Here is a 26,342-nt window from a genome sequence, read left to right as displayed (position 1 = left end):
CCCCGGCGAGGGGCACGGCCTTCGTACGCACGACCGTTCGTACGTCCCGTCTGTGGCTAGCCGAGCTCGTGCATCCAGCCGTGGGTGTCCTCGGCGATACCCCGCTGGATGTCCAGCAGGCGCTCGCGCAGCTTGACGGTGACCTCACCGGGGGTGCCGTCGCCCTGGACCCACTCGCCGTCCGCGGACTTCACTGTGCCGACGGGCGTGATGACGGCGGCGGTGCCGCAGGCGAAGACCTCGGTGAGGGTGCCGTTCTCGGTGTCGGCGCGCCACTGGTCGATGGAGACGCGGCCCTCCTCCGACGTGTAGCCGAGGTCACGGGCGACGGTGAGCAGGGAGTCACGGGTGACTCCGGCGAGCAGCGATCCGGTGAGGGACGGCGTGACGATCCGCTTGCTGCCGTCCTCCTGTCCGTACACGAAGTAGAGGTTCATGCCGCCCAGCTCCTCGACCCACTTGTGCTCGACGGCGTCGAGGTAGGCGACCTGGTCGCAGCCCTGCGCGGCGGCCTCGGCCTGGGCGAGGAGGGACGCGGCGTAGTTGCCGCCCGTCTTGGCGTCGCCCACGCCGCCGGGGACGGCGCGCACCCGGTCCTGGGAGAGCCAGATCGAGACCGGCTTCACACCGCCGGGGAAGTAGGCGCCGGCGGGAGAGGCGATGACGAGGAAGAGGTACTCGTTGGCCGGCCGGACACCGAGACCCACCTCGGCGGCGATCATGAACGGGCGCAGGTAGAGGGACTCCTCGCCGCCGTGCGCCGGGACCCATGCCTGGTCCTGCTGGACCAGGACGTCACACGCCTCGATGAAGGTCTCGACCGGCAGTTCCGGCATCGCGAGCCGGGCGGCGGACCGCTGGAAGCGGGCGGCGTTGGCCTCCGGGCGGAAGGTGGCGACCGTGCCGTCGGGCTGCCGGTACGCCTTCAGCCCCTCGAAGATCTCCTGCGCGTAGTGCAGGGTCATGTTGGCCGGGTCCATCGAGAGCGGCCCGTACGGCACGAGCTGGGCGTCGTGCCAGCCGCGCCCCTCGGTCCAGCGGATCGTCACCATGTGATCGGTGAAGTGGCGGCCGAAGCCGGGGCGGGTCAGGATCGCCTCGCGTTCCGCGTCGGACAGCGGGTTCGAGGAGGGCTTGAGCTCGATCGTGGGCGTCGTCATGAGTGCGTGTCCTTCACCGGTCTTGTGTGTGATGGACCGCGCTCACGCCCGCTCCCGCCCGGCAGTGGCAGGGCAGGTTGTAGGACGTCCGAGCTGTACCGCGAGCCGCGGTCCCGCGTTCGATTATCTCCCGGGGGCGGCTCTGCACGAAATGCCGTGATTGCGGTGACGCTCGCGCGACGTGCGAACGCGGTCCAGAGGTCGATGGTGGCACCCGGAGACCGCAGGAAGAAGCCGCCGGGTGCGGTTGCGACCCGGCGGCTTCGAAGTGGAGACGTCGGGTCAGCTCGCTACGCGTACCGCGAGCGCGTCGCCGATCTCGTCGGTGGTGCGCGCCTGCTTGCCGTCACGCTCCGCGAGATCGGCGGAGACGGCCTCCTCGATGCGCACGGCCTCGGCCTCGTAGCCGAGGTGGCGCAGCAGGAGGGCGACGGAGAGGATCGTGGCCGTCGGGTCGGCCTTGCCCTGGCCCGCGATGTCGGGCGCGGTGCCGTGCACCGGCTCGAACATGGACGGGAACGCACCCGTCGGATTGATGTTGCCGGACGCGGCCAGGCCGATGCCGCCGGTCACGGCTGCGGCGAGGTCGGTGAGGATGTCACCGAAGAGGTTGTCGGTGACGATGACGTCGAAGCGCTCCGGCTGTGTGACGAAGAAGATCGTCGCGGCGTCGACGTGCAGGTAGTCGGTGGTGACCTCGGGGAACTCGGCCGCGACCTTGTCGAAGGTGTTCTTCCACAGGTGACCGGCGTGCACGAGGACGTTGTTCTTGTGGACCAGCGTCAGCTTCTTGCGCGGGCGCGCGGCCGCACGGGCGAAGGCGTCACGCACGACACGCTCGACACCGTGAGCGGTGTTGACGCTCACCTCGGTGGCGATCTCGTGCTCGGTGCCCGTGCGCAGGGAGCCACCGTTGCCCGTGTACGGGCCCTCGGTGCCCTCGCGGACGACGACGAAGTCGATCTCGGGGCGGCCGGCCAGCGGTGTCGCGGTGTTCGGGAAGAGCTTCGACGGCCGCAGGTTGATGAAGTGGTCGAAGGCGAAGCGCAGCTTCAGCAGAAGCCCCCGCTCCAGCACACCCGACGGCACGGAGGGGTCTCCGATGGCTCCGAGCAGGATGGCGTCGTGCCCCTTGAGGGCTTCGAGCTCCGCGTCGGGGAGGGTCTCACCGGTGCGGTGCCATCGCTGGGCGCCGAGGTCGTACTCCTTGGTCTCCAGCTTCACATCCTGCGGGAGAACAGCGTTGAGAACCTTGAGGCCCTGGGTGACGACCTCCTGGCCGATACCGTCGCCGGGGATCACTGCGAGATCGATGCTGCGAGACATACAGGCACCCTAGCTTCCGTCCCACCCCATGACATTCACCGTCCACGATACGGACGGGACGGTGCCCTGTGCGGGACGGCCCCGTGCGGAACCGGCGCAGCCCCGCACAGGGCCGGCGTCAGGAGGTGGGGCCGCGCCTCAGTGGCCCGTCGAGCCGCCGTTGTCCCGGCGGTCGAGGGCCCGCTGCAGGGCCGCGGCGGCGTTCTGGCGGTCCGAGTCGGCGGGGCGGGAGGTGTGGCGGACGCGGCGGACAGTGGTCTGGGCCATGGGGGATCGACTCCTTGAGATCGCGTGGATTTCGAGATCTGGACTTCACGACGGATATCGAGATCGGGATTTCGAGGTGCCGGCACGGCGGGAAGCGGATGCCGCAGGGGTTGCCTGCTTCGGGGCACGCTCACACACGCCGGTCGCTGGATCAGCGATTCGTTCGGCTCCTACAAAGCTAGGACAGCTCGGGCCATCTGTCTCTACAGATACTCGGACTTCCTACTATCTGAGACGGCGGCGCCGGCGGAACGCGCTCCGCGAAGCCCTCGGACCCTCAGATCTCCACGCTGAGCTGGGCCCGGACGTGTGCACGCAGGACGCCGGCCATGTCCGTCGCGCGGTCGTCGAGCAGCCACTGCACCTGCAGCCCGTCCATCAGCGCGATCAGCTGCCGGCCCGCCGCGTCAGGGGCGACGCCCTCCCGCAGCGCGCCCTCCGCTCCCGCCTGCTCGTAGGCGAGCCGGGCACCCGCGACCGAGTTCTCGTAGCGCCGTACGAAGTAGCCGTGGGCCGGGTGGTCGGCGGCCGTCGCCTCGGCGGAGACCACCGAGAACAGCTCGACGATCCCCCGCCGCCCCGAGTTCAGCGCGGCCAGTTCGACGAACCGTCTCAGCCGCCCGACGCCCGTGGTCCCGCCGAGCGAGAGCCACTCGTCGTCCACGTCGTCACGGTGCTCGAGCACGGCGAGCAGCAGCGCCTCCTTGGTCGGGAAGTGGTGCAGCAGCCCGGTGTGGGAGATGCCGCACCGGTGCGCGATCACCCGGAGCGACGCTCCCCGGTAGCCGGCCTCACCGAACAGTGACATGGCCTGGTCGAGGATCTCGCGCCGCTTCGCGCGGCCCTTCGCGTAGCCACGCCGCGCCTCGGCAGTCACTCGCCACTCTCCCGGTCCGCCGGCCCCGGTCGGGACGGCACGTAGGTGCGTCGGATTCCCCCTGTCCAGCCACCGGAGGCCGCGCCTCCGGAGTTCCGCCTGGTAGAGGAACCGGCCCCCGGAGATACCTACCAGGTGGTCGGGATTGACTCTATGGTGAACACGAACCGTCGCGAAAGGACCCCCGTGGCCCCCTCCCTGCCCTACCTCGACCCCGCGCTCCCCGTCGCCGAGCGGGTCGGAGACCTCCTCGGCCGCATGACCCTGGCCGAGAAGACTGGTCAGATGCTCCAGCTGAACGCCAAGGACGGGGTACGGCACCTCATCGAGGACCTGCACGCGGGTTCGATCCTCCACGCGTCGCCCGAGCGCGTCCTCGAAGCGGCCGCGCTCACCGAGCGGACCAGGCTGAGGATCCCTCTGCTGGTCGCGGAGGACTGCATCCACGGCCACTCCTTCTGGGAAGGGGCCACGATCTATCCCACGCAGCTCGGCCTGGGCGCGACCTGGGACCCCGAGCTCGTGGAACGCGTCGCCCGCGCCACCGCCGTCGAGGTCGCCTCGACGGGCGTCCACTGGACGTTCTCGCCGGTGCTCTGCATCGCCCGCGACCTGCGCTGGGGCCGGATCAGCGAGACCTTCGGGGAGGATCCGTTCCTGATCGGCGAGCTGGCCTCGGCGATGGTCCGCGGCTACCAGGGCGAGGGCCTGGGCGACCCGACGGCGGTCCTGGCGTGCGCCAAGCACTTCGCGGGCTACTCCGAGACGCAGGGCGGCCGTGACGCCAGCGAGGCCGACATCTCCCGGCGCAAGCTGCGTTCCTGGTTCCTGCCCCCGTTCGAGCGGGTCGCCCGCGAGGGCTGCCGTACGTTCATGCTCGGCTACCAGTCCATGGACGGGGTGCCGGTCACCGTGAACGACTGGCTGCTGAACGAGGTGCTGCGCGGTGAGTGGGGCTACACCGGCACTCTGGTCACCGACTGGGATAACGTCGGCCGCATGGTGTGGGAGCAGAGGATCTACGCCGACCACACCCAGGCCGCCGCCGCGGCGGTGCGGGCGGGCAACGACATGGTGATGACCACCCCCCAGTTCTTCGAGGGGGCGCAGAGCGCCGTCGCCGGCGGCACGCTGGACGAGGCGGAGATCGACGCGGCGGTACGTCGCGTCCTGACCCTGAAGTTCGAGCTCGGCCTCTTCGAGAACCCCCGTCACCCCGACGCCGCCCGGCAGGCCGCGGTCATCGGCAGCGCCGGGCACACCGCGCTGAACCTCGAGGCCGCCCGCCGCTCGCTGGTCCTGCTCACCAACGACGGCACCCTGCCGCTGGGCGTCGGGCTCGTGCCGGGCCGGGACGGACGCGCCGTCGCCGGGACGGACCCGGCTCCGCGCACGGTCGCCGTCATCGGCCCCAACGCCGATGACGCGCAGACCCAGCTGGGTGACTGGGCGGGCTCCTCCGGTCAGGCCGACTGGCTGCCGGACGGCCACCCGCGCGCCATGATCCGTACCGTGCTCGACGGCTTCCGTGAGCACGTCCCGGACGGCTGGGACGTCACGTACGCGCGGGGCGCCGAGATCCTCTCCGTAGGGCCCGACCCGGAGGGCGCGTTCTTCCCGGACGGGCAGCCCCGCCCGGACGTGGTCGTGCCCGCGGAGCCCTCCGAGGCCATGGTCGCGGAGGCCGTCGCCGCCGCCGAGGGCGCCGATTACGTCGTAGCCGTGGTGGGCGACCGTATCGAGCTGGTGGGCGAGGGGCGTTCGACCGCGACCCTGGAACTCGTGGGCGACCAGGTCGCGCTGCTGGACGCGCTCGCGGCGACCGGCAAGCCGCTCGTGGTCGTGGTCATCAGCTCGAAGCCGCTGGTGCTCCCGCCGTCGGCCCTCGGTGCGGCCGCGGTCCTGCACGCCTTCAACCCCGGCATGCAGGGCGGCCGGGCGGTGGCCGAGGTCCTGCTCGGCCTCGTCGAGCCGTCGGGCCGGCTGCCCGTGTCCTTCGCCCGGCACGCGGGTCAGCAGCCCACGTACTACAACCAGATCCGCGGCCAGCACGGCTCCCGTTACGCCGACCTCACCCAGCGTCCGGCCTTCGTGTTCGGCGAGGGTCTGAGCTACACGACCGTCGCGTACTCCGGTCTGGAGGTGCTCACGGCGGATGTCGGGGAGAGCGACACGCTGAGGGCCCGGGTCACCGTCCACAACACCGGTCGGCGCCCGGCCGTCGAGACCGTGCAGGTGTACCTCAGCGACACCGTGACCTCCGTGACCTGGGCCGAGAAGGAGCTCAAGGCGTACCGCCAGGTGACGCTCGACCCGGGCGAGGTCCGCGAGGTGCTGCTGGAACTGCCGGTCGCGGAGTGCACCCTCGTGGACGCGGCGGGCAGGCGGGTCGTCGAGCCGGGCGCCTTCGAGCTGCTCGTCGGCCCGTCCTCGCGGGACGACACCCTGCTGCGGGCGGGTTTCACCGTGAAGGGCTGAGGCCGAGGTGCCGGGGCAGTGGAAACCGCCTCCCGGCCGGCGGGGGGAGCCGGTCGGGAGGCGGAGTGCGGGGCGGGGCGCCCGGTGCGGGTGCCCGGGTGTCAGCCCTGGTGGGGGTAGGTGTACTCGGTCGGCGCGACCAGCGTCTCCTTGATGGCGCGGGTCAGCGTCCAGCGCTGCAGGTTCTGCGGGGCGCCCGCCTTGTCGTTGGTGCCCGAGCCACGGCCGCCGCCGAAGGGCTGCTGGCCGACGACGGCGCCGGTCGACTTGTCGTTGATGTAGAAGTTGCCCGCGGCGTAGCGGAGCTTGTCCATCGTGTACGCGGCGGCCGCACGGTCGTTGGAGATGACCGCGCCGGTGAGCGCGTAGTCGGAGACCGACTCCATCTGCTCCAGCATGGCGTCGTACTTCTCGTCCTCGTAGACGTGCACGGCGAGGATCGGGCCGAAGTACTCGGTGGTGAAGACCTCGTTGGCCGGGTCGTCGCACACGACGACGGTCGGGCGGACGAAGTAGCCGACGGAGTCGTCGTACGTGCCACCGGCGACGATCGTGCAGGTCGGGTCGGCGGCGGCGCGGTCGATCGCTGCCTTGTTCTTCGCGAAGGAACGCGCGTCGATGACGGCGCCCATGAAGTGCGAGAGGTCGGTGACGTCACCCATGGTGATGCCGTCGACCTCGGCCGCGAACTCCTCCTTGAAACCGGAGTTCCAGATGGAGGCCGGGACGTAGGCGCGGGAGGACGCCGAGCACTTCTGGCCCTGGTACTCGAAGGAGCCGCGGGTCAGCGCGGTCTTCAGCACGGCGCGGTCGGCGCTCGGGTGCGCGACGACGAAGTCCTTGCCGCCGGTCTCGCCGACGAGCCGCGGGTAGGTGCGGTAGTTGGCGATGTTGTTGCCGACCGTCTTCCACAGGTGCTGGAAGGTGGGGGTCGAGCCGGTGAAGTGGACACCGGCCAGGTCGCGGTGGTTCAGCGCGACCTCGGAGACGGCGATGCCGTCGCCGGTGACCAGGTTGATGACGCCCTTGGGCAGCCCGGCCTCCTCCAGGAGCTGCATCAGCAGCACGGCGGCGTGGGTCTGCGTCGGGGACGGCTTCCACACCACGACGTTGCCCATGAGGGCGGGCGCGGTGGGCAGGTTGGCCGCGATCGCCGAGAAGTTGAACGGCGTGATCGCGTAGACGAAGCCCTCGAGCGGGCGGTGGTCCATGCGGTTCCACACGCCGGGGGAGTTCGCCGGCGGCTGCTCGGCGAGGATCTGGCGCGCGTAGTGCACGTTGAAGCGCCAGAAGTCGACGAGCTCACAGGGACAGTCGATCTCGGCCTGCTGCGCGGTCTTGCCCTGGCCGAGCATCGTGGAGGCGGCCAGCGTCTCGCGCCAGGGGCCGGACAGCAGCTCGGCGGCGCGCAGGATGATCGCCGCGCGGTCGTCGAAGGACATGGCGCGCCAGGCCGGAGCGGCGGCGAGGGCCGCGTCCACGGCGTCCTGGGCGTCCTGCTCGGTGGCACCGGCGAAGGTGCCGATGACGGCCTTGTGGTTGTGCGGCTGCACGACGTCGACGCGCTCGCCGCCGCCCATGCGCTTCTCGCCGCCGATGGTCATCGGCAGGTCGATGGGGTTCTGGCTGAGCTCCTTGAGCTTCGCCTCCAGGCGGGCTCGCTCGGCGGTGCCGGGGGCGTAGGAGTGGACCGGCTCGTTGACCGGCGCGGGGACCTGGGTGACGGCGTCCATGAGTGCCTTGTCTCCTTGGTTGAGGTGGGTGGTCGGCCGGGCGGGTCCGCCCTGGGTCGGTCCTGGACCGGGCTTCTGGCCCGGCCCTCCGGTTCAGCCCTTGGTGAGAACGGAGCGGCCGAAGAACAGCAGGTTGGCCGGCTTCTCAGCGAGACGCCGCATGAAGTATCCGTACCAGTCGGTGCCGTACGCCGTGTAGACGCGCATCCGGTGACCCTCGGCCGCGAGCCGGATGTGCTCCTCGCTGCGGATGCCGTACAGCATCTGGAACTCGTACTCATCCAGTTTGCGCCCGGCCTGGCGTGCGAGCTCCTGGCCGATGGCGATGAGACGGGGATCGTGCGAGCCGATCATGGGGTAGCCCTCGCCCTGCATCAGCGTCTTCAGGATGCGGACGTACGCCTTGTCGATCTCCGGCTTGTTCTGGTACGCGACGGAGGCGGGCTCCTTGTAGGCGCCCTTCACCAGACGGACCCGGCTGCCCGCGGCGGCGAGGCGGCGGGCGTCGGCCTCCGTGCGGAACAGATAGGACTGGATCACGCAGCCGGTCTGCGGGAAGTCCTTCCGGAGCTCCTCGTGGATGGCGAACATCGAGTCGAGGGTGGTGTGGTCCTCGGCGTCCAGCGTGACCGTGGTGCCGATCGCCGCGGCGGCCTCGACGACGGGGCGGACGTTGGCGAGGGCGAGCTCGTGACCGTACGAGACGCCGTAGGCGGGTCCGGAGGTCTCTTTGCCGAGGCCGGCGGCGGGCGACGGGAGGGACTGGCCGAACATCGAGAGCTTGACGGACATCTCGGCCCGGGCGCCGAGCCCGAGCTCCTTGAGACGGCCGACCAGCTCCAGGTAGGCGTCGCGCGCGGCGGCGGCCTGCTCAGGGGTGGTGATGTCCTCACCCACGACGTCCAGGGTGACCTCGAGGCCCTTGGCGGCCGAGTCCTGGATGACGGGGACGACGTCGTCGACGCCTTCACCCGCGATGAACCGGTCGACGACCTGCTTGGTGCCCGGCGCGGCCGAGATGAAACGACGCATCTTGTCGCTGCGTGACGCGGCGAGAATCACGGGACCCAGCACGGGGCACCTCCACGGAGTACGGACGGGCCGGACCGGTACGCGAGTGAACAGACCGGGACGGCACGGAGAACCACTGTGAAATCTAGGGATCCCCGCAATCACGTGCCATCGACAGCTGTCACGCATCCGTGTACTGGATCTCAGACATATGTCTGAAGAGGTGCGAGAATGGGCGGGTGAAGGGCGATTACCAGGAGCTGGTCGACGAGATCTCCGCGCTGCTCAACGCCCCCGCGACCCTGGAGAACCGCGATTTCGGCCTGGTCGCCTTCGGAGCCCACGACAGCGACGACGACACGGCCATGGACCCCGTCCGTACGCGTTCGATCCTCACCCGGCGCTCCACCCCCGCGGTCCGCGCCTGGTTCGAGGGCTTCGGCATCACCCGCGCGACGGGCCCGGTCCGCATCCCCGCAGCCCCGGAGGCCGGGGTGTTCCGGGACCGCGTCTGCCTTCCGGTCCGCCATCGAGGTGTCGTCCTGGGCTATGTCTGGCTGCTGGACGCCCACCCCGCGCCGACCGACGGGCAACTGGGGGCGGCGATGGACGTGGCGGCCCGGATCGGCGCCCTGCTCGCCGACGAGGAGCGGGTCGGCGCGGACCTGTCACGGGAATTCGGGGCGGTGCTCGTCGCCGGGCTCGGCTGGCAGCACGACATGGCGGTGGCCGCGCTGCGGGAGGCCCTCGGCGCCGAAGCGGACGGGCTGCACACGGTGGTGTGCGTGACCCCCTGGGCGGGCGAGACCCCGTCCGTGCGTACGGTGCCGTCGGCCGCAGTCCTCGCCGCGGTGACCGGTGCGGGCCCCCAGTCCCTCGCCGCTCTGGTCAGGCTGCGCTCCCCCGAGGCACTCGACCCGGCGGCGACGGCCGCGGAGCGGCTGCGCGCCGTCGCGGGGCCTGACGCGACCGGCGGCGTCGCCGCCGCACGCCGGGGTCTGGCGGATCTGGCGGAGTCCTGGCGTGAGGCCCTTTCCGCCGCCCGCGCGGCCCAGGCGGAATCCCGCTTCGGCCCGGTCGCCGACTGGTCGGCCATCGGCCCGTACCGGCTCCTGGCCGCGCTGCCCCGCACCTCGTACGCCGCCCCGGACCATGCGGTCCGCCCCCTGCTGACCCCGCTCCACGCGGAACTCGCCCGCACCGCCGAGGTGTTCCTCGACCGCGCCGGCCAGGCGAGCCGGACGGCCACCGAGCTGGGCATCCACCGCCAGACGCTCTACTACCGGCTCGCCCGGATCCAGCAGCTCACCGGCCTCGACCTGAACGACGGTGAGGACCGGCTGCTGCTGCACATGGCGCTGAAGGCGGCACGGCTGTGAACGACGCCCCGGATGAGTACGGCACGGCCGCGGACTGAGTACGCCGACGGAGTGAACGGCACGTCACGCGCGGTGAACTGGGTCCATGAGCACCGACGTCAGGACCCCCGCTCCCCTCGCCGCACAGCATGAGCCCGAACGGCACTGGTGGGTGGCCCCGTTGACCGGCACCGTGCTGGCTCCGGCGCTGGCCGCCGCCGTGTCGTCGGCGGAGAACACCTTCGCCGACCGGGCGTTCCTGTTCACCGGCGGCCTGCTGCTCTCCTACGCGCTGATCCTGCCCAGCTGGTTCCTCGCCAGGGCCCCTGCCCTCGGGCGGCGCCGCAACGGACTGGTCCTGGGCGGCTGCATGACCGCCGCCTTCTTTCCCGCGGTCGTCTCCATGGCGGGCTGGACCCTGTTCCTCGTGATGCTCTTCACCGGACACATCGACGGATGACGCGCGGGGCTCGGCGCCCTGGAGATCTCGTACGACCGCGCCCTGGGGATCTCGTACGACCGCGCCCGGCGGACAGAGCGAGGTCTGTCCGCCGGGCGCGGTCGTCGCAGAGGCCGGGATCAGTCGGTGAGGTTCACCGAACGCGCCGAGGTGGCGCCGATCTCCTCGGCGATCTCGTTGAGGACCGGCTGCGGGACGGTGTCGTCGACGGTGAGGACGACCAGCGCCTCGCCGCCCGCGTCCTGCCGCGAGACCTGCATGCCCGCGATGTTCAGACCGGCCTCACCGAGGATCTTGCCGACGGCGCCGACGACGCCGGGCCGGTCCTCGTACCGCAGGACGACCATGTGGTCGGCGAGCGCCAGGTCGACGTCGTGCTCGCCGATCGCGACGATCTTCCGGAGGTGCTTGGGGCCGGCCAGGGTGCCGGAGACCGCGACCTCCTCGCCGCTCGACAGCGTACCGCGGACGGTCACCACGTTGCGGTGGTCGGGCGACTCGGAGCTGGTGGTGAGGCGCACCTCGACGCCGCGCTCCTGCGCGAAGAGCGGGGCGTTGACGTACGACACCGTCTCGTCGACGACGTCCTCGAAGACGCCCTTCAGCGCGGAGAGTTCGAGCACCTTCACGTCGTGCTGCGTGATCTCGCCGTAGACCTCGACGTCGAGACGGGCAGCGACCTCCCCCGCGAGCGCGGTGAAGATCCGGCCGAGCTTCTCTGCGAGCGGCAGTCCGGGGCGCACGTCCTCGGCGATGACGCCGCCCTGGACGTTGACCGCGTCGGGCACGAGCTCACCGGCGAGGGCCAGACGGACGGACTTGGCGACGGCGATGCCCGCCTTCTCCTGCGCCTCGTCGGTGGAGGCACCGAGGTGCGGGGTGCAGACGACCTGGTCGAACTGGAACAGCGGGGAGTCCGTGCAGGGCTCCTTGGTGTACACGTCCAGACCGGCTCCGGCGACCCGGCCCTCCTTGAGGGCGGAGGCGAGCGCCTCCTCGTCGACGATGCCGCCGCGCGCGGCGTTGACGATACGCACCGAGGGCTTCACCTTGTGCAGCGCGTCGTCACCGATCAGCCCGAGCGTCTCGGGGGTCTTCGGCAGGTGCACCGTGATGAAGTCGGAGACCTCGAGCAGCTCGTCCAGCGTGAGCAGCTTGACGCCCATCTGCGCGGCGCGCGCGGGCTGCACGTAGGGGTCGTACGCGACGATCTTCATGCCGAAGGCGGACATGCGCTGCGCGACCAGCACGCCGATGCGGCCCAGGCCGACGACGCCGAGGGTCTTCTCGCTGAGCTCGACACCCGTGTACTTGGAGCGCTTCCACTCGCCGTTCTTCAGGGCGGTGTTGGCCTGCGGGATGTTGCGTGCGGTGGCGACGAGCAGACCGCAGGCCAGCTCGGCGGCGGTGACGATGTTGGACGTCGGCGCGTTGACGACCATCACACCGGCCTTGGTGGCCGAGGAGACGTCGACGTTGTCCAGACCGACGCCCGCGCGGGCGACGACCTTGAGCTGCTTGGCCGCGGCGATGGCCTCGGCGTCGACCTTGGTGGCGGAACGCACCAGGATCGCGTCGACGTCGGCGATCGCGGGGAGGAGTTCGGCGCGGTCCGCGCCGTTGCAGTGCCGGATCTCGAAGTCCGGACCCAGGGCGTCAACCGTGGCGGGCGACAGCTCTTCGGCGATGAGTACGACAGGTTTCGAGCTCACGTGTGTCCTCACAAGTCCAGTGCGGACGGCCGTCCCGACGGCCGCAGGCGGTGGAGGGGCTAGCCGCGTGGAAGACGCACGACACTGTGGGCCCTGACGCGTATATGTGTTGAGCAGTGTAGTCGTGCGGCCGGGCGCGGACCGCGCCCCGGTGGAAGGATCACCCGCACGGGGTGAACGGTCTGTACGGACGTACGGAACCGCCTCCCTGCCACCCGCCTCTCCCCGCAGTGACACGGGGTGTGAGGCCGGCCGTGTGCCGGGGGCAGGCCCGTCGGACCTGCCCCCGGCGGGGAACTCAGGCGTCCTCGTTGTCGACCCAGCTCATGAGCTTGCGGAGCTCCTTGCCGGTGGTCTCCAGCAGGGACTCGCTGTCGGCCTTCTTGTACTCGTTGTACTTGGGCAGACCGTTGTGGTACTCGGCCATCCACGCCTTGGCGAAGGTGCCGTCCTGGATCTCGGCGAGGACCTTCTTCATCTCGGCCTTGGTGGCGTCGGTGATGATGCGCGGGCCGGTGACGTAGTCGCCCCACTCGGCGGTCTCCGAGATGGACCAGCGCATCTTCTCCAGGCCGCCCTCGTACATGAGGTCGACGATGAGCTTCAGCTCGTGGAGGCACTCGAAGTACGCGATCTCCGGCTGGTAGCCGGCCTCGGTCAGCGTCTCGAAACCGGCCTTGACCAGGGCGGCGGTACCACCGCAGAGGACGGCCTGCTCACCGAACAGGTCGGTCTCGGTCTCCTCGGTGAAGGTCGTCTTGATGACGCCGGCGCGCGTGCCGCCGATGCCCTTCGCGTAGCTGAGGGCGAGCTCAAGGCCCTTGCCCGTGGGGTCCTGCTCGACGGCCACGATGCAGGGGACGCCGCGGCCCTCCTCGTACTGGCGGCGGACCAGGTGACCCGGGCCCTTCGGGGCGACCATGCAGACGTCGACGTTGGCCGGCGGCTTGATGAAGTCGAAGCGGATGTTCAGGCCGTGGCCGAAGAACAGCGCGTCGCCGTCCTTGAGGTTGTCCTTGACGGACTCCTCGTAGACCTGGGCCTGGATCGGGTCCGGGACGAGGATCATGATGACGTCGGCCTCGGCCGCGGCCTCGGACGGCGTCACCACGCGCAGGCCCTGCTCCTCGGCCTTGGCCTTGGACTTCGAGCCCTCGTGCAGACCGACACGGACGTCGACACCCGAGTCACGCAGCGACAGCGCGTGGGCGTGGCCCTGGCTGCCGTAGCCGAGGACCGCGACCTTGCGGCCCTGGATGATGGACAGGTCGGCATCGTCGTCGTAGAACAGCTCGGCCACTGGGTCTTCTCCTTGGTGTGCAGGTGTTGCGTCCCACCGTACGGCGGGGTGCGTGGGGTACGTTGCCGGGTCTCGCCATACGAGCGGCGAGGTGGCCGGATGGGGCTACGCCGTACGGTCGAGTGCGCGCAGGGAACGGTCGGTGATCGAGCGCGCGCCGCGCCCTATGGCGATGGTGCCGGACTGGACGAGCTCCTTGATGCCGAACTGCTCCAGCATCTTGAGCATGGCCTCCAGCTTGTCGGCTCCTCCTGTCGCCTCGATCGTGACGGCCTCCGGGGAGACATCGACGGTCTTGGCGCGGAACAGCTGGACGATCTCGACGATCTGGGAGCGGGTCTCGTTGTCGGCGCGGACCTTGACCAGGACGAGCTCCCGCTGGATCGCTGCGGCGGGCTCGAGTTCGACGATCTTCAGGACGTTGACCAGCTTGTTGAGCTGCTTCGTCACCTGCTCCAGGGGCAGGCCCTCGACGTTCACGACAATGGTGATGCGTGAGATGTCGGGATGTTCGGTGGTACCGACCGCGAGCGAGTCGATGTTGAAGCCGCGCCGGGAGAACAGGGCCGTGATCCGGGCGAGGACACCCGGCTTGTTCTCGACCAGGACGGAGAGTGTGTGCTTACTGGACATGGAGTCGGTCTCTCTCTGTCTCTCAGTCGTCTTCGTTGTCGCCGAAGTCGGGGCGGACGCCGCGCGCTGCCATGACCTCGTCGTTGGAGGTGCCGGCTGCGACCATCGGCCACACCATGGCGTCCTCGTGGACGATGAAGTCGATGACGACCGGGCGGTCGTTGATCGCGTTGGCCTCGGCGATGACCTTGTCCAGGTCGGCCGGGTCCTCGCAGCGGATGGCGTAGCAGCCCATCGCCTCGGACAGCTTGACGAAGTCCGGCACGCGGGTGCCCTTGGCGGGGAGGCCTTCCGTGTCCGCGCCGGAGTGCAGCACGGTGTTGGAGTACCGCTGGTTGTAGAACAGGGTCTGCCACTGGCGGACCATCCCGAGCGCGCCGTTGTTGATGATGGCGACCTTGATCGGGATGTTGTTGAGCGCGCAGGTGGTGAGTTCCTGGTTGGTCATCTGGAAGCAGCCGTCGCCGTCGATCGCCCAGACCGCACGGTCGGGCATGCCGGCCTTGGCGCCCATGGCGGCCGGGACGGCGTACCCCATGGTCCCGGCGCCGCCGGAGTTGAGCCAGGTGGCGGGGCGCTCGTACTGGATGAAGTGCGAGGCCCACATCTGGTGCTGGCCGACTCCCGCCGCGAAGATCGTCCCCTCGGGGGCGAGCTGACCGATGCGCTGGATGACCTGCTGCGGCGAGAGGCTGCCGTCCTCCGGCAGGTCGTAGCCGACGGGGTACGTGTCGCGCCAGCGGTTGAGGTCCTTCCACCAAGCGCTGTAGTCGCCGGTGTTGCCCTCGGTGTGCTCCGCCTGGACCGCCTGGACGAGGTCGGCGATGACCTCGCGGGCGTCGCCGACGATCGGGACGTCGGCGGCGCGGTTCTTGCCGATCTCGGCCGGGTCGATGTCCGCGTGGACGATCTTGGCATACGGCGCGAAGCTGTCCAGCTTGCCGGTGACGCGGTCGTCGAACCTGGCACCGAGCGCGACGATGAGGTCGGCCTTCTGCAGCGCGGTGACCGCGGTGACGGCACCGTGCATGCCGGGCATTCCCACGTGCAGCGGGTGGCTGTCGGGGAAGGAGCCGAGCGCCATCAGGGTGGTGGTGACGGGCGCTCCGGTGAGCTCTGCCAGGACCTTCAGCTCGGCGGTGGCGCCGGCCTTCATGACGCCGCCGCCGACGTAGAACACCGGGCGCTTGGCCTGGGTGATGAGCTTGGCGGCCTCGCGGATCTGCTTGGCGTGCGGCTTGGTGACCGGACGGTAGCCGGGCAGGTCCATCGTCGGCGGCCAGCTGAAGGTGGTCTTCGCCTGCAGCGCGTCCTTGGCGATGTCGACGAGCACCGGTCCCGGGCGGCCGGTGGAGGCGATATGGAAGGCCTCGGCGATGGTGTGCGCGATGTCCTCGGCGCGGGTGACCAGGAAGTTGTGCTTCGTGATCGGCATCGTGATGCCGCAGATGTCGGCTTCCTGGAAGGCGTCCGTACCGATGGCGGCGGAGGCCACCTGACCGGTGATCGCGACCAGGGGCACGGAGTCCATGGCGGCGTCGGCGATCGGGGTGACCAGGTTGGTGGCACCGGGCCCCGAGGTGACCATGCAGACGCCGACCTTGCCCGTGGCCTGGGCGTAGCCGGTGGCGGCGTGACCGGCACCCTGCTCGTGGCGGACCAGGATGTGGCGGACCCGGGTGGAGTCCATCAGCGGGTCGTACGCGGGAAGGATGCAACCTCCGGGGAGGCCGAATACGGTGTCGGCGCCGACTTCCTCGAGAGAACGGATGAGGGACTGCGCGCCCGTGAGGTGCTCAACGGAGGCGGAGGACGGTCCGCCGTTACGGGCCCGCGGCTGCGGGTGCTGGGCCCCGGTGGCCTGCTCGGTCATCGGCATTCTCTTCTCGAAGCTGAGGGTTTATGCGGTGTTTTTGCGGGGTTTTGAAACGTCCCGGTGCAACAAAAAACCCCTCGTGCCGTGAGGCAAGCGAGGGGAGCGCGCCGGTGCGGTCTGCAGGGTGTACACGAGTGACCCTGCTTCAGCCGACGCGCTTTCCAAGTACGAGAATTCGGGTGCGCATGGCATTGACCCTCTCTCCGGCACGCATACGGTGTCAAGTGGGTGGGACGGGAGTCTCATCATGTGAGCGGCCCTGGAGTGGGATCACGCCGCCGGCGAGCACCGGCCGAGCGCCCGGGCCGACGCCCGGGACGGGGTACTTCCCGCGGGTCAGGGTGCGCCGCAGCCGGTACTCGTCCAGCGGCCCGGAGAAGGCCATTCCCTGGCCGTGCGTGCACCCCATGGCACGCAGGGCGCGCACCTGTTCGGGCACGTCCACCCCGTCGGCCACCGACTGCATGCCGAGGTCCCCGGCGATCCGCAGCAACCCGCCGGTGATCTTGTGCAGCCTCGCCGACTCGACGACGCCCTCCACGAGGCACCGGTCCAGCTTCAGGACGTCGATGGGGAGCCGGCGCAGGGCGTTGACCGCGGCGTACCCGCTGCCGAAGCCGTCGAGCGCGATCCGGACACCGAGTCGGCGCAGGGCGACCAGCCGCTGTTCCAACTCGTCGAAGGAGATCCGCGGGTCACTGTCCGCCACTTCGATCATGAGGGCGCCCGAGGGTAGTCCGTACCGCGTCAGGAGCGCCTCGACGGACCCGGGGGGCAGGGCCCGGTCCAGGAGTCTGGCGGCGGACACGCGCACGGAGACGGAGACCGGGTGCCCGGCCCTGAAGCGGTCGGCGGCCTGCTCGACGGCCTCCTCCAGCAGCCAGGTCCCCAGCTCGGCGGCGCGGTCGTTGCCCTCGGAGACACGGAGGAACTCGGCGGGGGTGAAGAGGATGCCCTGCGCGGAGCGCCAGCGGGCCTGGGCGGCGACGGCCGCGACCGTGCCGCTGGCCAGATGGACGACGGGCTGGTGCAGGAGGGCGAACTCGCCTTCGCGCAGGGCCGTGCGGAGTCGTGCCGCCAGCTCGGAGCGGCGCACGACGTCCGCCTGCATCTGGGGGGCGTACAGCTCGACCCGGCCCTTGCCGTTCGCCTTCGCGCGGTACATGGCGAGGTCGGCGTTGCGCATGAGGTCCTTCGGTGTGATGGAGGGCTCGGCGAAGGCCACCCCGATGGAGGCGGCCACCCGGACCTCCCCGGCACCGATCCGGTACGGCTGGGAGAGCCTGAGGCGCAGCCGGTCGGCGATCTCGTGGACCTGGTACTCCCGGGCGGCCTGGTCCCGGGTGCCGTCGCCGACGATGAGCGCGGCGAACTCGTCGCCGCCGAGGCGTGCCGCGGTGTCCGAGGTGCGCACGGACTCCTGGAGACGGCGCCCGGCCTGGACCAGGAGCTCGTCGCCCGCCTGATGACCGATGGAGTCGTTGACCGCCTTGAAGCCGTCGAGATCGATGAAGAGCACGGCGGTACCCGGGTCACCGGCCCGGCGGCCCCCGAGCGTCTGGCCGACCCGGGTGGTGAAGAGGGCGCGGTTGGGCAGATCGGTGAGGGGGTCGTGTTCGGCGTTGTGCTGGAGCTGCGCCTGCAGCCTGACCCGCTCGGTGACATCGCGGCTGTTGAGCAGCAGACCGCCTTCGTGCCGGTTGACGGAGGACTCGACGTGGAGCCAGTCGCCCGTGCCCGATCTGAAGCGGCACTCGATCCGGGTGGTGGACTCATCGCCGGACGGCACGGCGAGGAAGCGGCGCAGCTCGTGGACCACCCCTCCCAGGTCATCGGGATGGATGATCGACGACAGCTCCGTACCGACGAGGTCCTCCGCCTCGCAGCGGTAGACCCCGGCCGCCGCGGGGCTGACGTAGCGGAGCACGCCGCTGGGCTCGGCGATCATGATGACGTCGCTGGAACCCTGCACCAGGGAGCGGAAGTGGTTCTCCTTCTGGGCGAGTTCCTGGGTGAGCGCGATGTTGTCGAGGAGCATGATGGCCTGCCGCAGGACCAGCGCGAGCACCACCGTGCAGGCGGTGAGGACGACCACCCGGTCGACCCTGCGGCCCTCCACCACGTTGTAGAGGATGCCGAGGGTGCACACCGCCGCGGCCAGATAGGGCGTGAGCGCGGCGAGCGAGCCGGCGATGGGGCGGCTCGCCGCGCGCGGCCCGGGGCCGGGCGCTTCGACAGCGTTGTCCTGACCGCGGCCGGCGCCCCAGGGTGCGTAGGCGAGGATCAGGGAACCGGCGAACCAGCCCGCGTCCAGCAGCTGTCCCGAGTGGTACGACGAGCGCAGCAGCGGGGCGGTGAACAGGGCGTCGCACAGCACGGTCAGGGCGAGGCCGGCGATGGCAGTGTTCACCGCGGAGCGGTTCATGCTGACCCGCCGGAAGTGCAGCGCGAGCACCATGGAGACCAGCACGATGTCGAGCAGCGGGTAGGCCAGCGAGAGCGCCGCCCTGGCCACGCTCTCCCCCGCGGCGTTCACGACGTGCGCGGCCTGGGCGAGCGCGAGGCTCCAGGAGAGCGTCAGCAGGGAGCCGCCGATCAGCCACGCGTCCAGCACCAGGCAGACCCAGCCCGCCCGCGTGACGGGCCGCTTGGCCAGGACGAGCAGCCCCACGATGGCGGGCGGGGCGAAGCAGAGGAAGAAGAGGTCGGCGAGGGAGGGGGCGGGCACCGCACGGCCCAACACCACCTCGTACCAGCCCCATACGGCGTTGCCTCCCGCGGCCATGGCCGAGGAGAGCGAGAAGAGCAGCCACGCGGGCCGGAACCCGCCGCCGACGCGGGCGTACAGGAAACACGACACCGCGGCAATCAGGGCAGCCGCACTGAGACCGAAGTCCCCCATGAAGAGCGCGACTTCGGGTGACCCCCAGCCGAAGGCTGCTCCCACCGCATATCCGGCGCACACTACGGCGAGGACGAGTTGGGCGCGCAGCCCCGCCGTCCGTCCGGAAGCCGGCTGCCGGACGAGAAGGGCCCCGAGGGCGCTCACCGGAGAACTCCACGGACAGGCCCCGGCGCCCTGGCCGCCGTCGGCCTCACCTGCCCGCCCCGTCGCGTCGGTTCGTCTCTCCATTGGCCGAACATCGCCCGTCGCCCCCTCGCGTTGCGCTTCCCCCCGGCGCCGTCCCTTCCACGGCGCAGCCCTCTTCTGGACGATACACCAGACTCGTCACGCAGGGCCATAGGCCGTCTACTCTCCGTGACGACCTGGGGTGTTGGGGAGCCCCACGGCGCCCGCAACACTTCGGAGCGTGGTCAGCCGGTCGTGAGGACGAGGTTGCCGACCGGCTCCCCCGCGGCGAACCGGGTGAGCTGTCCGGCCAGCAGCCGCTTGGCCCTGGGCAGGAAAGCGGATGTGCTGCCGCCCACATGAGGAGTGATCAGCGTGTTGGGAGCATGCCAGAGAGGGTGGCCCCCGGGCAGCGGTTCGGGGTCGGTCACGTCGAGCGCTGCGCGCAGCCGCCCGGACTCGAGTTCGGACAGGAGGGCCGCGGTGTCGACGACGGCGCCCCGCGCGACGTTCACCAGCAGGGCGCCGTCCCGCATCGCGGAGAGGAAGCCCGGGCCCACCAGCCCCTGCGTGGACGGGTTCAGCGGCGTGGACAGAATGACGACGTCGGCTTCGGGGAGCAGCGTGGGAAGTTCGTCGATCGCGTGTACGGGGCCGCGTGCGGTGGCCCGTGCGGAGCGCGCGACGCGTACCACCCGCGCGCACTCGAAGGGTTCGAGCCGGTCCTCGATGGCCGCGCCGATCGATCCGTAGCCCACCACGAGAACAGACTTGTCGGCGAGTGCCGGGTAGAAGCCTGACCGCCACTCCTCCTCGTCCTGGCCGTGCACGAAGCCGGGGAATCCGCGGAGCGAGGCCAGGACCAGTGCGAGCGCGAGCTCGGCCGTAGACGCCTCGTGCACGCCCTTGGCGTTGCACAGCCGCACTCCGGCGGGCAGCAGACCGAGCCCCGGCTCCACGTGGTCTATGCCGGCGGAGAGGGTCTGGACGACCTGGACCGCGTGCATCCCCTTGAGCGGACGGACCGCGACCTCCGGGCCCTTCATGTAGGGAACGACATAGAACGCGCAGTCGGAGGGGTCCGCCGGGTAGTCCCGGCCACCGTCCCAGAAACGGTAGTTGAGACCCTCGGGGAGGCCTTCGATCTCATCGGCGGCGAAAGGCAGCCATACGTCGGTGCCGGATGTAGAAGTCATGGTCAGGAGGCTATGCGAAGGGCGCGGAACCGCAGAGGTTACTTTGGGGTGCTGGTGGCCCCGTGATCACGGGGCCGAGGGAGGGTTCGGGGAGTTGGAGCGCAGGACTATCGGTGCGGCGGCGCTCGCCGTGGGTGCGGTCGGGCTGGGCTGTATGCCGATGAGCTGGGCCTACAGCACGTCGCAGCAGCGAGGTGACCGCTCGGTGCGGACCGTGCACGCCGCGCTGGACGCGGGCGTCCAACTGCTCGACACCGCCGACATGTACGGGCCGTTCACCAACGAGCTGCTCGTCGGACGGGCGCTCAGGGGCCGTCGGTCCGAAGCCTTCCTGTCCACCAAGTGCGGTCTGCTGGTGGGGGATCAGCACATCGTGGCCAACGGGCGCCCCGGCTATGTACGCCGGGCCTGTGACGCCTCGCTGCGACGGCTCCAGACCGATGTGATCGATCTCTACCAGCTGCACCGGGCGGACCCCGAGGTGCCGGTCGAGGAGACGTGGGGCGCCATGGCGGACCTGGTGACCGCCGGAAAGGTGCGGGCGCTCGGGCTGTGCGCCGTGGGTGCCCGGGCCGGCCGCGGGCCGGGGGCGCGGATGCACGACGGCACCGTCCGGCAACTGGAGCGGGTGCAGCAGGTCTTTCCGGTCAGCGCGGTCCAGACGGAGCTCTCCGTGTGGTCGCCCGAGGCTCTGGAGGACCTGCTGCCGTGGTGCGCGGCGCGGGGTGTGGGCGTGCTGGCGGCGATGCCGCTGGGCAACGGCTATCTCACGGGCACCCTCAAGCCCGGCCAGGGCTTCGAGCCCGATGATCCGCGGGCCAGGCATCCCCGCTTCACCGCCGAGATGATGGCGGCCAACCAGCCGGTGGTGGCGGGGCTGCGCAGGATCGCGGAGCGGCACGGCGCGACCCCGGCGCAGGTGGCTCTGGCGTGGGTCCTGCGGCAGGGCCGCCATGTGGTGCCGGTGCCCGGCGCGAAGCAGGAACGGTGGGCCGTGGAGAACGCGGGTGCGGCGGGGCTGGCGCTGACGGACCGGGATCTGGCCGAGATAGCCGGGCTGCCGCGGGCTCGTGGGTCCTGGGACTGACGTAGGTCCTCGGACCGGCTCCGCCGCGTGGACCGACTCCGCGTGCGGGACCGACTCCGCCGTGCGGGACCGACTGCGTCGCGTGGCGCCGGCCGTGTCGCGGGAGATTTGGCGAAGATCGGGAACCCGAGGCGGAGTGGCGGTGTAAGAACAGTAGTCGTGCGACCGTCGAAAGGATCGGTGCTGTGCAAACTCCCGCGCTGCGCAGGGGGGTAGTGGGCCTGCTCATCTCGGCCTCCCTCCTGCTGTCCGCCTGCTCTTCCGGTGACGGCCCGTCGGCCGGGGAGGGGGCCGCCTCGCACCCGGCGAGCGGCACGCCCACTCCCCCGGCCCCGGCGAGCCCGTCGGCGGAGCTGCCGCCGGCCAAGGGCTCGGCCGAGGTGGTGAAGACGCTCACGGAGGACCTCGCGTCCCCCTGGGGCCTCGCCGCACTTCCGGGGGGCGATCTGCTGGTCTCCTCGCGTGACGAAGCGACGATCACCCGGATCGACGGCGAGAGCGGCAGGAAGACGCTGCTGGGTTCGGTGCCGGGGGTGGCGCCGGCGGGCGAGGGCGGCCTGCTCGGCCTCGCCGTCGCCCCGACCTTCGGCGCGGACCACCTGGTCTACGCCTACTTCACCACCGAGTCGGACAACCGCATCGCCCGCATGCTCTACGACGAGCAGAAGCCGGCAGGCCAGCAGCTGGGAGCCCCGGACACCATCCTCCGGGGCATCCCGAAGGGCTCCATCCACAACGGCGGGCGGATCGCGTTCGGACCCGACCGCATGCTGTACGCCGGCACGGGCGAGACGGGTGACACGGGTCTCGCCCAGGACAAGTCGTCTCCTTCGGGCAAGATCCTGCGGATGACGCCCGACGGCGAGCCGGTGCACGGCAATCCCGAGGCCGATTCCCTCGTCTATTCGTACGGGCACCGCAATGTCCAGGGTCTGGCCTGGGACGGCGAGAAGCGGCTCTGGGCATCGGAGTTCGGCCAGAACACCTGGGACGAACTGAATCTGATCGAGCCGGGCAAGAACTACGGCTGGCCCGATGCCGAGGGCAAGCAGGGCGAGTCGGGGTTCGTCGACCCGGTGGCCCAGTGGAAGACCTCGGAGGCTTCCCCGAGCGGCATCGCGTACGCGGAGGGGTCGATCTGGATGGCTGGACTGCGAGGCGAGCGGCTCTGGCGGATCCCGCTCTCGGACAAGGCGGACGGAGCTCCGTTGGCTGATCCCCAGGCGTTCCTGGAAGGGAAGTACGGCCGCCTGCGCACGGTGCTCGCCGCGGGCGGCGACAAGCTGTGGCTGGTCACGAGCAACACGGACGGCCGCGGCGACGTGAAGTCGGGGGACGACCGGATCCTGCTCCTCAAGGTGCGGTAGTCCGGGCCTCCCCCGGATGCCTGGTTCCGCACCACGGGTGTGGACGGTGGTGGTGTGCCGGCGCGGCCGCCTCCGGCCGGGGCACGGCACGAGCTGTGCCCCGGATCCGGATGACGGATGCCTCGGCCGACCTGCTGCGGGCCTCAGCCCCCGGCGGCGGACGGCAGCGCGACGAAGAGGTCGAGGTACATGGCGACGGAGATCAGCAGGCCGAGCACACCGAGTGCCACGCCGGCCGCGGCGACGGAACGGACCCAGCCCGCCTGCGGAATGACGGAGGGGGTGCCGAAAGCGGGCCGGACCAGGACGAAGACGCCGACGATCAGCGCGAGCAGCGCGAAGAGGCCGTTGACGAGGGCCGTGGTGTGCCAGGCGTCACCGTAGATTTCGGAGATCTGCTGGGCGGCGCTGCCGCCGCCGGAAGTCTTGATCTGACCCATCAGGGTCTCGCGCTCGGCGGCGACGCGTCCGGTCCACGCGCCCGAGAGCGAGACGATGCCGAGCCCGGCGGCCACGACGGCTGCGGCTCCGGCTCCGACTCCGGCCGCAGCGGTGGCTTCGGCGTCGGGGCCCGGCTCCAGCTCCAGGCCGTCCTCCGCGGCCGCGTCGGTCGCTGCCACGTCCATCGCGGTCACGTCCGCCGCGGTCACGCCAGGTGCGACGCCGTCCGGGACGGCGTCCTCCTCGGGGGCGGCCTTCTTGGTCACGTCCGGCGCTGCGGGGGTCGCGTCGGAGGTCTTCTTCTCGGTGTCGTCAGTGGTCGGAGTGGAGGGGGAGGTGTTCATGCGCCGCACGCTAGGGGGCCCGTATGAGAACCTCCTTAACACCGATCATCTCAGCTCTGTGCCCTACGCCATTCCGGGGCCATGCCGCCCGGATCCCCTCGTCCCGGCGCTTGCAGCGGTACGGACGGGCCCGGCCGGTCAGCTTCCGGGACGCGTGGGTGACCAGACTCCGGCGCTGCACGGCCGCCTCCGGTCGACGGCCGGTGTCGCAGGAGCGCGACTGCGCCGCCTCCGTCGTCGTGACAGCTCAGTGGAGGTGCTGCGTGACGGGCCGGTCGGCGTCGCCGGTGCGCTCCCCCGGGATCTCCGCACGCGGTGCGGGGCGGTCGGGTGGCTCGATGCTGATGCGCGGAATCAGCCGGTCCAGCCGACCGGGCAGCCACCAGTTCGCACCACCGAGCATGTGCATCAGCGCGGGCACCAGCAGGGTGCGCAGGACGAAGGCGTCGAGCGCGACGGCCGCGGCCAGCGCGATGCCGAACATCGCGATGACGCGGTCGCCGCTGAGGACGAAGGCGAGGAAGACCGAGATCATGATCACCGCGGCCGAGTTGATCACCCGGCCGGTCTCCGCGAGGCCCACGCTCACCGAGCGGTGGTTGTCCCCGGTCTCCAGCCATTCCTCGTACATCCGGCCCACGAGGAAGACCTGGTAGTCCATCGACAGCCCGAAGAGCACCGAGACCATGATCACAGGAAGGAACGGCTCGATGGGACCGGCACTGCCGAGCCCCAGCAGCTCACTCCCCCACCCCCACTGGAAGACCGCGACGACGACGCCGAAGGACGCGGCCACGGCGGCCACGTTCATCACGGCGGCCTTGAGAGGGATGGCGAGGGAGCGGAACGCCAGCAGGAGGAGCAGGCAGCCGAGCCCGACGACCACGCCGACGAAGAGCGGCAGCTTGCCGATGATGATCTCCGCGAAATCGTCGTAACTCGCCGTGACTCCGCCCACGTGCATCCGGAGCGAAGTGTTCTCACCCACCGGCGGCAGGACGTCGTGACGCAGCCGGTCGACGAGTTCGCTGGTCCGCTGCGACTGGGGCGCGGACTCGGGGACCACGGTGAGGAACGCGGTGTCTCCGCTGCCGTTGTACGTCACCGGACTCACGGAGGCGACACCCTCGGTGCCCCGCAGCTCGGCGGGCAGGCCGTCCAGGGCGAGCCGGTCGTCGGCTCCGTCGAGGTGGGCGGCTATCGTCAGCGGCCCGTTCACACCCGCGCCGAACCCGTCCGCCAGCAGGTCGTACGCCTGGCGGGTGGTGGCCGTGGCGGGGTTGTTGCCCTGGTCGGAGGTGCCCAGGTGCAGGGAGAGCGTGGGTACCGCGAGCACCGCCATGAGGACGGCGGCGACCGCTCCCAGCAGCCGGGGGCGCCGCTCGACGAAGGCCGACCAGCGGACCGCGAAGCCGGTGGCACGTTCGCTCTGCGGCCCGTGCTCGGCGAGCCGCCCGCGTTCCCTCCGGCTCAGAGCCCGCATCCCGATGAAGGAGAGCAGTGCGGGAAGCAGGGTCACGGAGGCGGCGACGGTCAGCACCACGGTGAGGGAGGCGGCGATCGCGACGCCGTTGAGGAAGCTGAGGCGCAGGACCAGCATGCCCAGCAGGGCGACGCAGACGGTGGCTCCGGCGAAGACGACGGCACGCCCCGTCGTCGCCACGGCGTTCCGTGCCGCTTCGTGTACGGACAGGCCTCGCCTCAGTCCGCGGCGGTGCCGGGTGACGATGAAGAGGGCGTAGTCGATGCCGACGCCGAGCCCGATGAGCATGCCCAGCATCGGCGCGAAGTCGGCGACGGTCATGATGTGGCCGAGCAGCACGATGCCCGCGTACGCCGTACCGACGGAGACGAGGGCGGTGGCGATGGGCAGCAGGCTCGCGGCGAGCGAGCCGAACGCGAGGAAGAGGACGACCGCGGCGACCACCACCCCGATGGCCTCGCTCAGATGGAGGGCGGGCGCCTCGGTCGCGGCAGCGGTGCCGCCGAGCTCGACCTGGAGTCCCTGGCCGGCGGCTTCCTGCGCGGTGTCGGCGACGGCCTGGGCCTGCCCGGGCGGTATCTCACCGGCCCTGTGGTCGAAGGTGACCGTCGCGTAGGCGGTGCGTCCGTCGGCGCTGATCTGCCCTGGGGACGTCTCCCCGTAAGGACCGGAGACGTCGCCGACTCCCGGCAGCGCGCCGATCGCGTGCAGCGTCCTGGTCATCGTCCGCTCGACGTCCCCGTCGCGGACGGTGGAGTCCGGGGTGTGCCAGACGACGGTGGCGGTGTCACCGCCGAGGTCCTTGAACCCGGCCTCCAGAAGCTCACCGGCGCGGCCCGACTCGGTGCCCGGCACCTCGTAGTCGTTGGAGTACGCGGACCCCGCGAACCCCGCGGCTGTGGCCACGCCCCCGAGGGCGACCAGCCAGATGAGGACGGCGGCGAGGCGGTGCGTGAGGCACCAGCGTGCGATGGCGGCCAACGGACGTGCTCCTGGGGTTCGTGGACCGTAGGGGGATATGCGTGGACATCCCGCGAAGTCGCATGACCTGAGAGCCTCACTCTGTCAGCCGTTCGTGGGCTTTTGCCGCTTTCGTGGGGATGGTCACACGGCTTGACTTCCGCCTCTTCGGCCCGTCGGCACCTCTCACCGCCGCCCCGGTC

The 26,342-nt window shown here is 70.7% G+C and carries 19 protein-coding genes; 5 read left to right on the top strand and 14 right to left on the bottom strand.

Going from position 1 to position 26,342, the window contains the following annotated elements:
* Positions 1 to 56 precede the first annotated feature (56 nt).
* From ABZ441_RS01525 to ABZ441_RS01510, 4 genes are all read right to left on the bottom strand, one after another.
* Positions 57 to 1,160 carry a branched-chain amino acid aminotransferase gene (locus tag ABZ441_RS01525; RefSeq protein ID WP_358966664.1) on the bottom strand — a complete coding sequence of 368 codons (1,104 nt, stop codon included), beginning with the start codon at positions 1,158 to 1,160 and terminating at the stop codon, positions 57 to 59.
* A gap of 282 nt (positions 1,161 to 1,442) precedes the next feature.
* Positions 1,443 to 2,486, bottom strand: a complete 1,044-nt coding sequence (locus tag ABZ441_RS01520) for a 3-isopropylmalate dehydrogenase (RefSeq protein WP_205022937.1) — start codon at positions 2,484 to 2,486, stop codon at positions 1,443 to 1,445.
* A gap of 138 nt (positions 2,487 to 2,624) precedes the next feature.
* A complete protein-coding gene (locus ABZ441_RS01515; protein ID WP_275588604.1) occupies positions 2,625 to 2,753 on the bottom strand; it encodes a hypothetical protein in 129 nt (42 codons plus the stop codon).
* 277 nt (positions 2,754 to 3,030) lie between these two features.
* Positions 3,031 to 3,630 carry a TetR family transcriptional regulator gene (locus ABZ441_RS01510; RefSeq protein WP_358966659.1) on the bottom strand — a complete coding sequence of 200 codons (600 nt, stop codon included), beginning with the start codon at positions 3,628 to 3,630 and terminating at the stop codon, positions 3,031 to 3,033.
* 186 nt (positions 3,631 to 3,816) lie between these two features.
* On the opposite strand from ABZ441_RS01510, the gene ABZ441_RS01505 reads away from it, so the two are divergent.
* Positions 3,817 to 6,108: a glycoside hydrolase family 3 N-terminal domain-containing protein gene (locus ABZ441_RS01505; protein ID WP_358966656.1), complete on the top strand. Its 2,292-nt coding sequence runs from the start codon at positions 3,817 to 3,819 to the stop codon at positions 6,106 to 6,108.
* 101 nt (positions 6,109 to 6,209) lie between these two features.
* Here ABZ441_RS01505 and pruA read toward each other — a convergent pair whose 3' ends face one another.
* Positions 6,210 to 7,841 (bottom strand): L-glutamate gamma-semialdehyde dehydrogenase, encoded by a 1,632-nt coding sequence (gene pruA, locus ABZ441_RS01500; protein ID WP_358966653.1) that lies wholly within the window; start codon positions 7,839 to 7,841, stop codon positions 6,210 to 6,212.
* Between the two features lie 93 nt (positions 7,842 to 7,934).
* A complete protein-coding gene (locus ABZ441_RS01495) occupies positions 7,935 to 8,915 on the bottom strand; it encodes a proline dehydrogenase family protein (RefSeq protein ID WP_358966651.1) in 981 nt (326 codons plus the stop codon).
* Between the two features lie 176 nt (positions 8,916 to 9,091).
* Here ABZ441_RS01495 and ABZ441_RS01490 point away from each other — a divergent pair, with 176 nt between their 5' ends.
* Both ABZ441_RS01490 and ABZ441_RS01485 read left to right on the top strand, forming a co-directional pair.
* Complete coding sequence (locus ABZ441_RS01490) at positions 9,092 to 10,231, top strand: helix-turn-helix domain-containing protein (RefSeq protein ID WP_358966648.1); 1,140 nt, start codon at positions 9,092 to 9,094, stop codon at positions 10,229 to 10,231.
* Positions 10,232 to 10,316: 85 nt separating this feature from the next.
* Positions 10,317 to 10,670 (top strand): hypothetical protein, encoded by a 354-nt coding sequence (locus tag ABZ441_RS01485; RefSeq protein WP_358966647.1) that lies wholly within the window; start codon positions 10,317 to 10,319, stop codon positions 10,668 to 10,670.
* A gap of 119 nt (positions 10,671 to 10,789) precedes the next feature.
* Here the strand turns inward: ABZ441_RS01485 and serA are convergent, their stop codons facing one another.
* The 6 genes from serA to ABZ441_RS01455 form a co-directional block, all read right to left on the bottom strand.
* Positions 10,790 to 12,382, bottom strand: coding sequence for a phosphoglycerate dehydrogenase (serA, locus tag ABZ441_RS01480; protein ID WP_358966644.1), 1,593 nt, complete (start codon positions 12,380 to 12,382; stop codon positions 10,790 to 10,792).
* 298 nt (positions 12,383 to 12,680) lie between these two features.
* A complete protein-coding gene (ilvC, locus tag ABZ441_RS01475) occupies positions 12,681 to 13,682 on the bottom strand; it encodes a ketol-acid reductoisomerase (protein WP_205022946.1) in 1,002 nt (333 codons plus the stop codon).
* A 105-nt stretch (positions 13,683 to 13,787) separates the two neighbouring features.
* Positions 13,788 to 14,315, bottom strand: coding sequence for an acetolactate synthase small subunit (gene ilvN / locus ABZ441_RS01470; RefSeq protein ID WP_031091631.1), 528 nt, complete (start codon positions 14,313 to 14,315; stop codon positions 13,788 to 13,790).
* Between the two features lie 22 nt (positions 14,316 to 14,337).
* Positions 14,338 to 16,194: an acetolactate synthase large subunit gene (locus ABZ441_RS01465; RefSeq protein ID WP_358966641.1), complete on the bottom strand. Its 1,857-nt coding sequence runs from the start codon at positions 16,192 to 16,194 to the stop codon at positions 14,338 to 14,340.
* A gap of 217 nt (positions 16,195 to 16,411) precedes the next feature.
* Complete coding sequence (locus ABZ441_RS01460; protein ID WP_358966778.1) at positions 16,412 to 19,240, bottom strand: EAL domain-containing protein; 2,829 nt, start codon at positions 19,238 to 19,240, stop codon at positions 16,412 to 16,414.
* A 266-nt stretch (positions 19,241 to 19,506) separates the two neighbouring features.
* Positions 19,507 to 20,457 (bottom strand): 2-hydroxyacid dehydrogenase, encoded by a 951-nt coding sequence (locus tag ABZ441_RS01455; RefSeq protein WP_358966638.1) that lies wholly within the window; start codon positions 20,455 to 20,457, stop codon positions 19,507 to 19,509.
* 94 nt (positions 20,458 to 20,551) lie between these two features.
* Between ABZ441_RS01455 and ABZ441_RS01450 the strand changes: the two genes are divergently transcribed.
* Positions 20,552 to 21,544, top strand: a complete 993-nt coding sequence (locus ABZ441_RS01450; RefSeq protein ID WP_358966635.1) for an aldo/keto reductase — start codon at positions 20,552 to 20,554, stop codon at positions 21,542 to 21,544.
* A gap of 185 nt (positions 21,545 to 21,729) precedes the next feature.
* On the top strand, positions 21,730 to 22,911 hold the full coding sequence (locus tag ABZ441_RS01445; RefSeq protein WP_358966634.1) for a PQQ-dependent sugar dehydrogenase: 1,182 nt from the start codon (positions 21,730 to 21,732) through the stop codon (positions 22,909 to 22,911).
* Positions 22,912 to 23,054: 143 nt separating this feature from the next.
* Here the strand turns inward: ABZ441_RS01445 and ABZ441_RS01440 are convergent, their stop codons facing one another.
* On the bottom strand, positions 23,055 to 23,705 hold the full coding sequence (locus ABZ441_RS01440) for a hypothetical protein (protein WP_358966631.1): 651 nt from the start codon (positions 23,703 to 23,705) through the stop codon (positions 23,055 to 23,057).
* 238 nt (positions 23,706 to 23,943) lie between these two features.
* Entirely contained in the window at positions 23,944 to 26,160 is a 2,217-nt protein-coding gene (locus tag ABZ441_RS01435) for an MMPL family transporter (RefSeq protein WP_358966629.1), read from the bottom strand.
* Positions 26,161 to 26,342: the final 182 nt, after the last annotated feature.

It is taken from the genome of Streptomyces sp. NPDC005752, assembly GCF_040630715.1.
Classification (GTDB): Bacteria; Actinomycetota; Actinomycetes; order Streptomycetales; family Streptomycetaceae; genus Streptomyces.
The sequence above is the reverse complement of the archived record's forward strand: the minus strand, read 5'-3'. Positions and strand labels throughout refer to the sequence as shown.

Bases quoted from the DNA above. Each gene is read 5' to 3' on its own strand.
- ABZ441_RS01485 (WP_358966647.1), top strand. From the start codon at position 10,317: ATGAGCACCGACGTCAGGACCCCCGCTCCCCTCGCCGCACAGCATGAG.
- ABZ441_RS01525 (WP_358966664.1), bottom strand. From the start codon at position 1,160: ATGACGACGCCCACGATCGAGCTCAAGCCCTCCTCGAACCCGCTGTCC.
- ABZ441_RS01515 (WP_275588604.1), bottom strand. From the start codon at position 2,753: ATGGCCCAGACCACTGTCCGCCGCGTCCGCCACACCTCCCGCCCCGCC.
- pruA (WP_358966653.1), bottom strand. From the start codon at position 7,841: ATGGACGCCGTCACCCAGGTCCCCGCGCCGGTCAACGAGCCGGTCCAC.
- ilvN (WP_031091631.1), bottom strand. From the start codon at position 14,315: ATGTCCAGTAAGCACACACTCTCCGTCCTGGTCGAGAACAAGCCGGGT.
- ABZ441_RS01465 (WP_358966641.1), bottom strand. From the start codon at position 16,194: ATGCCGATGACCGAGCAGGCCACCGGGGCCCAGCACCCGCAGCCGCGG.
- ABZ441_RS01520 (WP_205022937.1), bottom strand. From the start codon at position 2,486: ATGTCTCGCAGCATCGATCTCGCAGTGATCCCCGGCGACGGTATCGGC.
- ABZ441_RS01455 (WP_358966638.1), bottom strand. From the start codon at position 20,457: ATGACTTCTACATCCGGCACCGACGTATGGCTGCCTTTCGCCGCCGAT.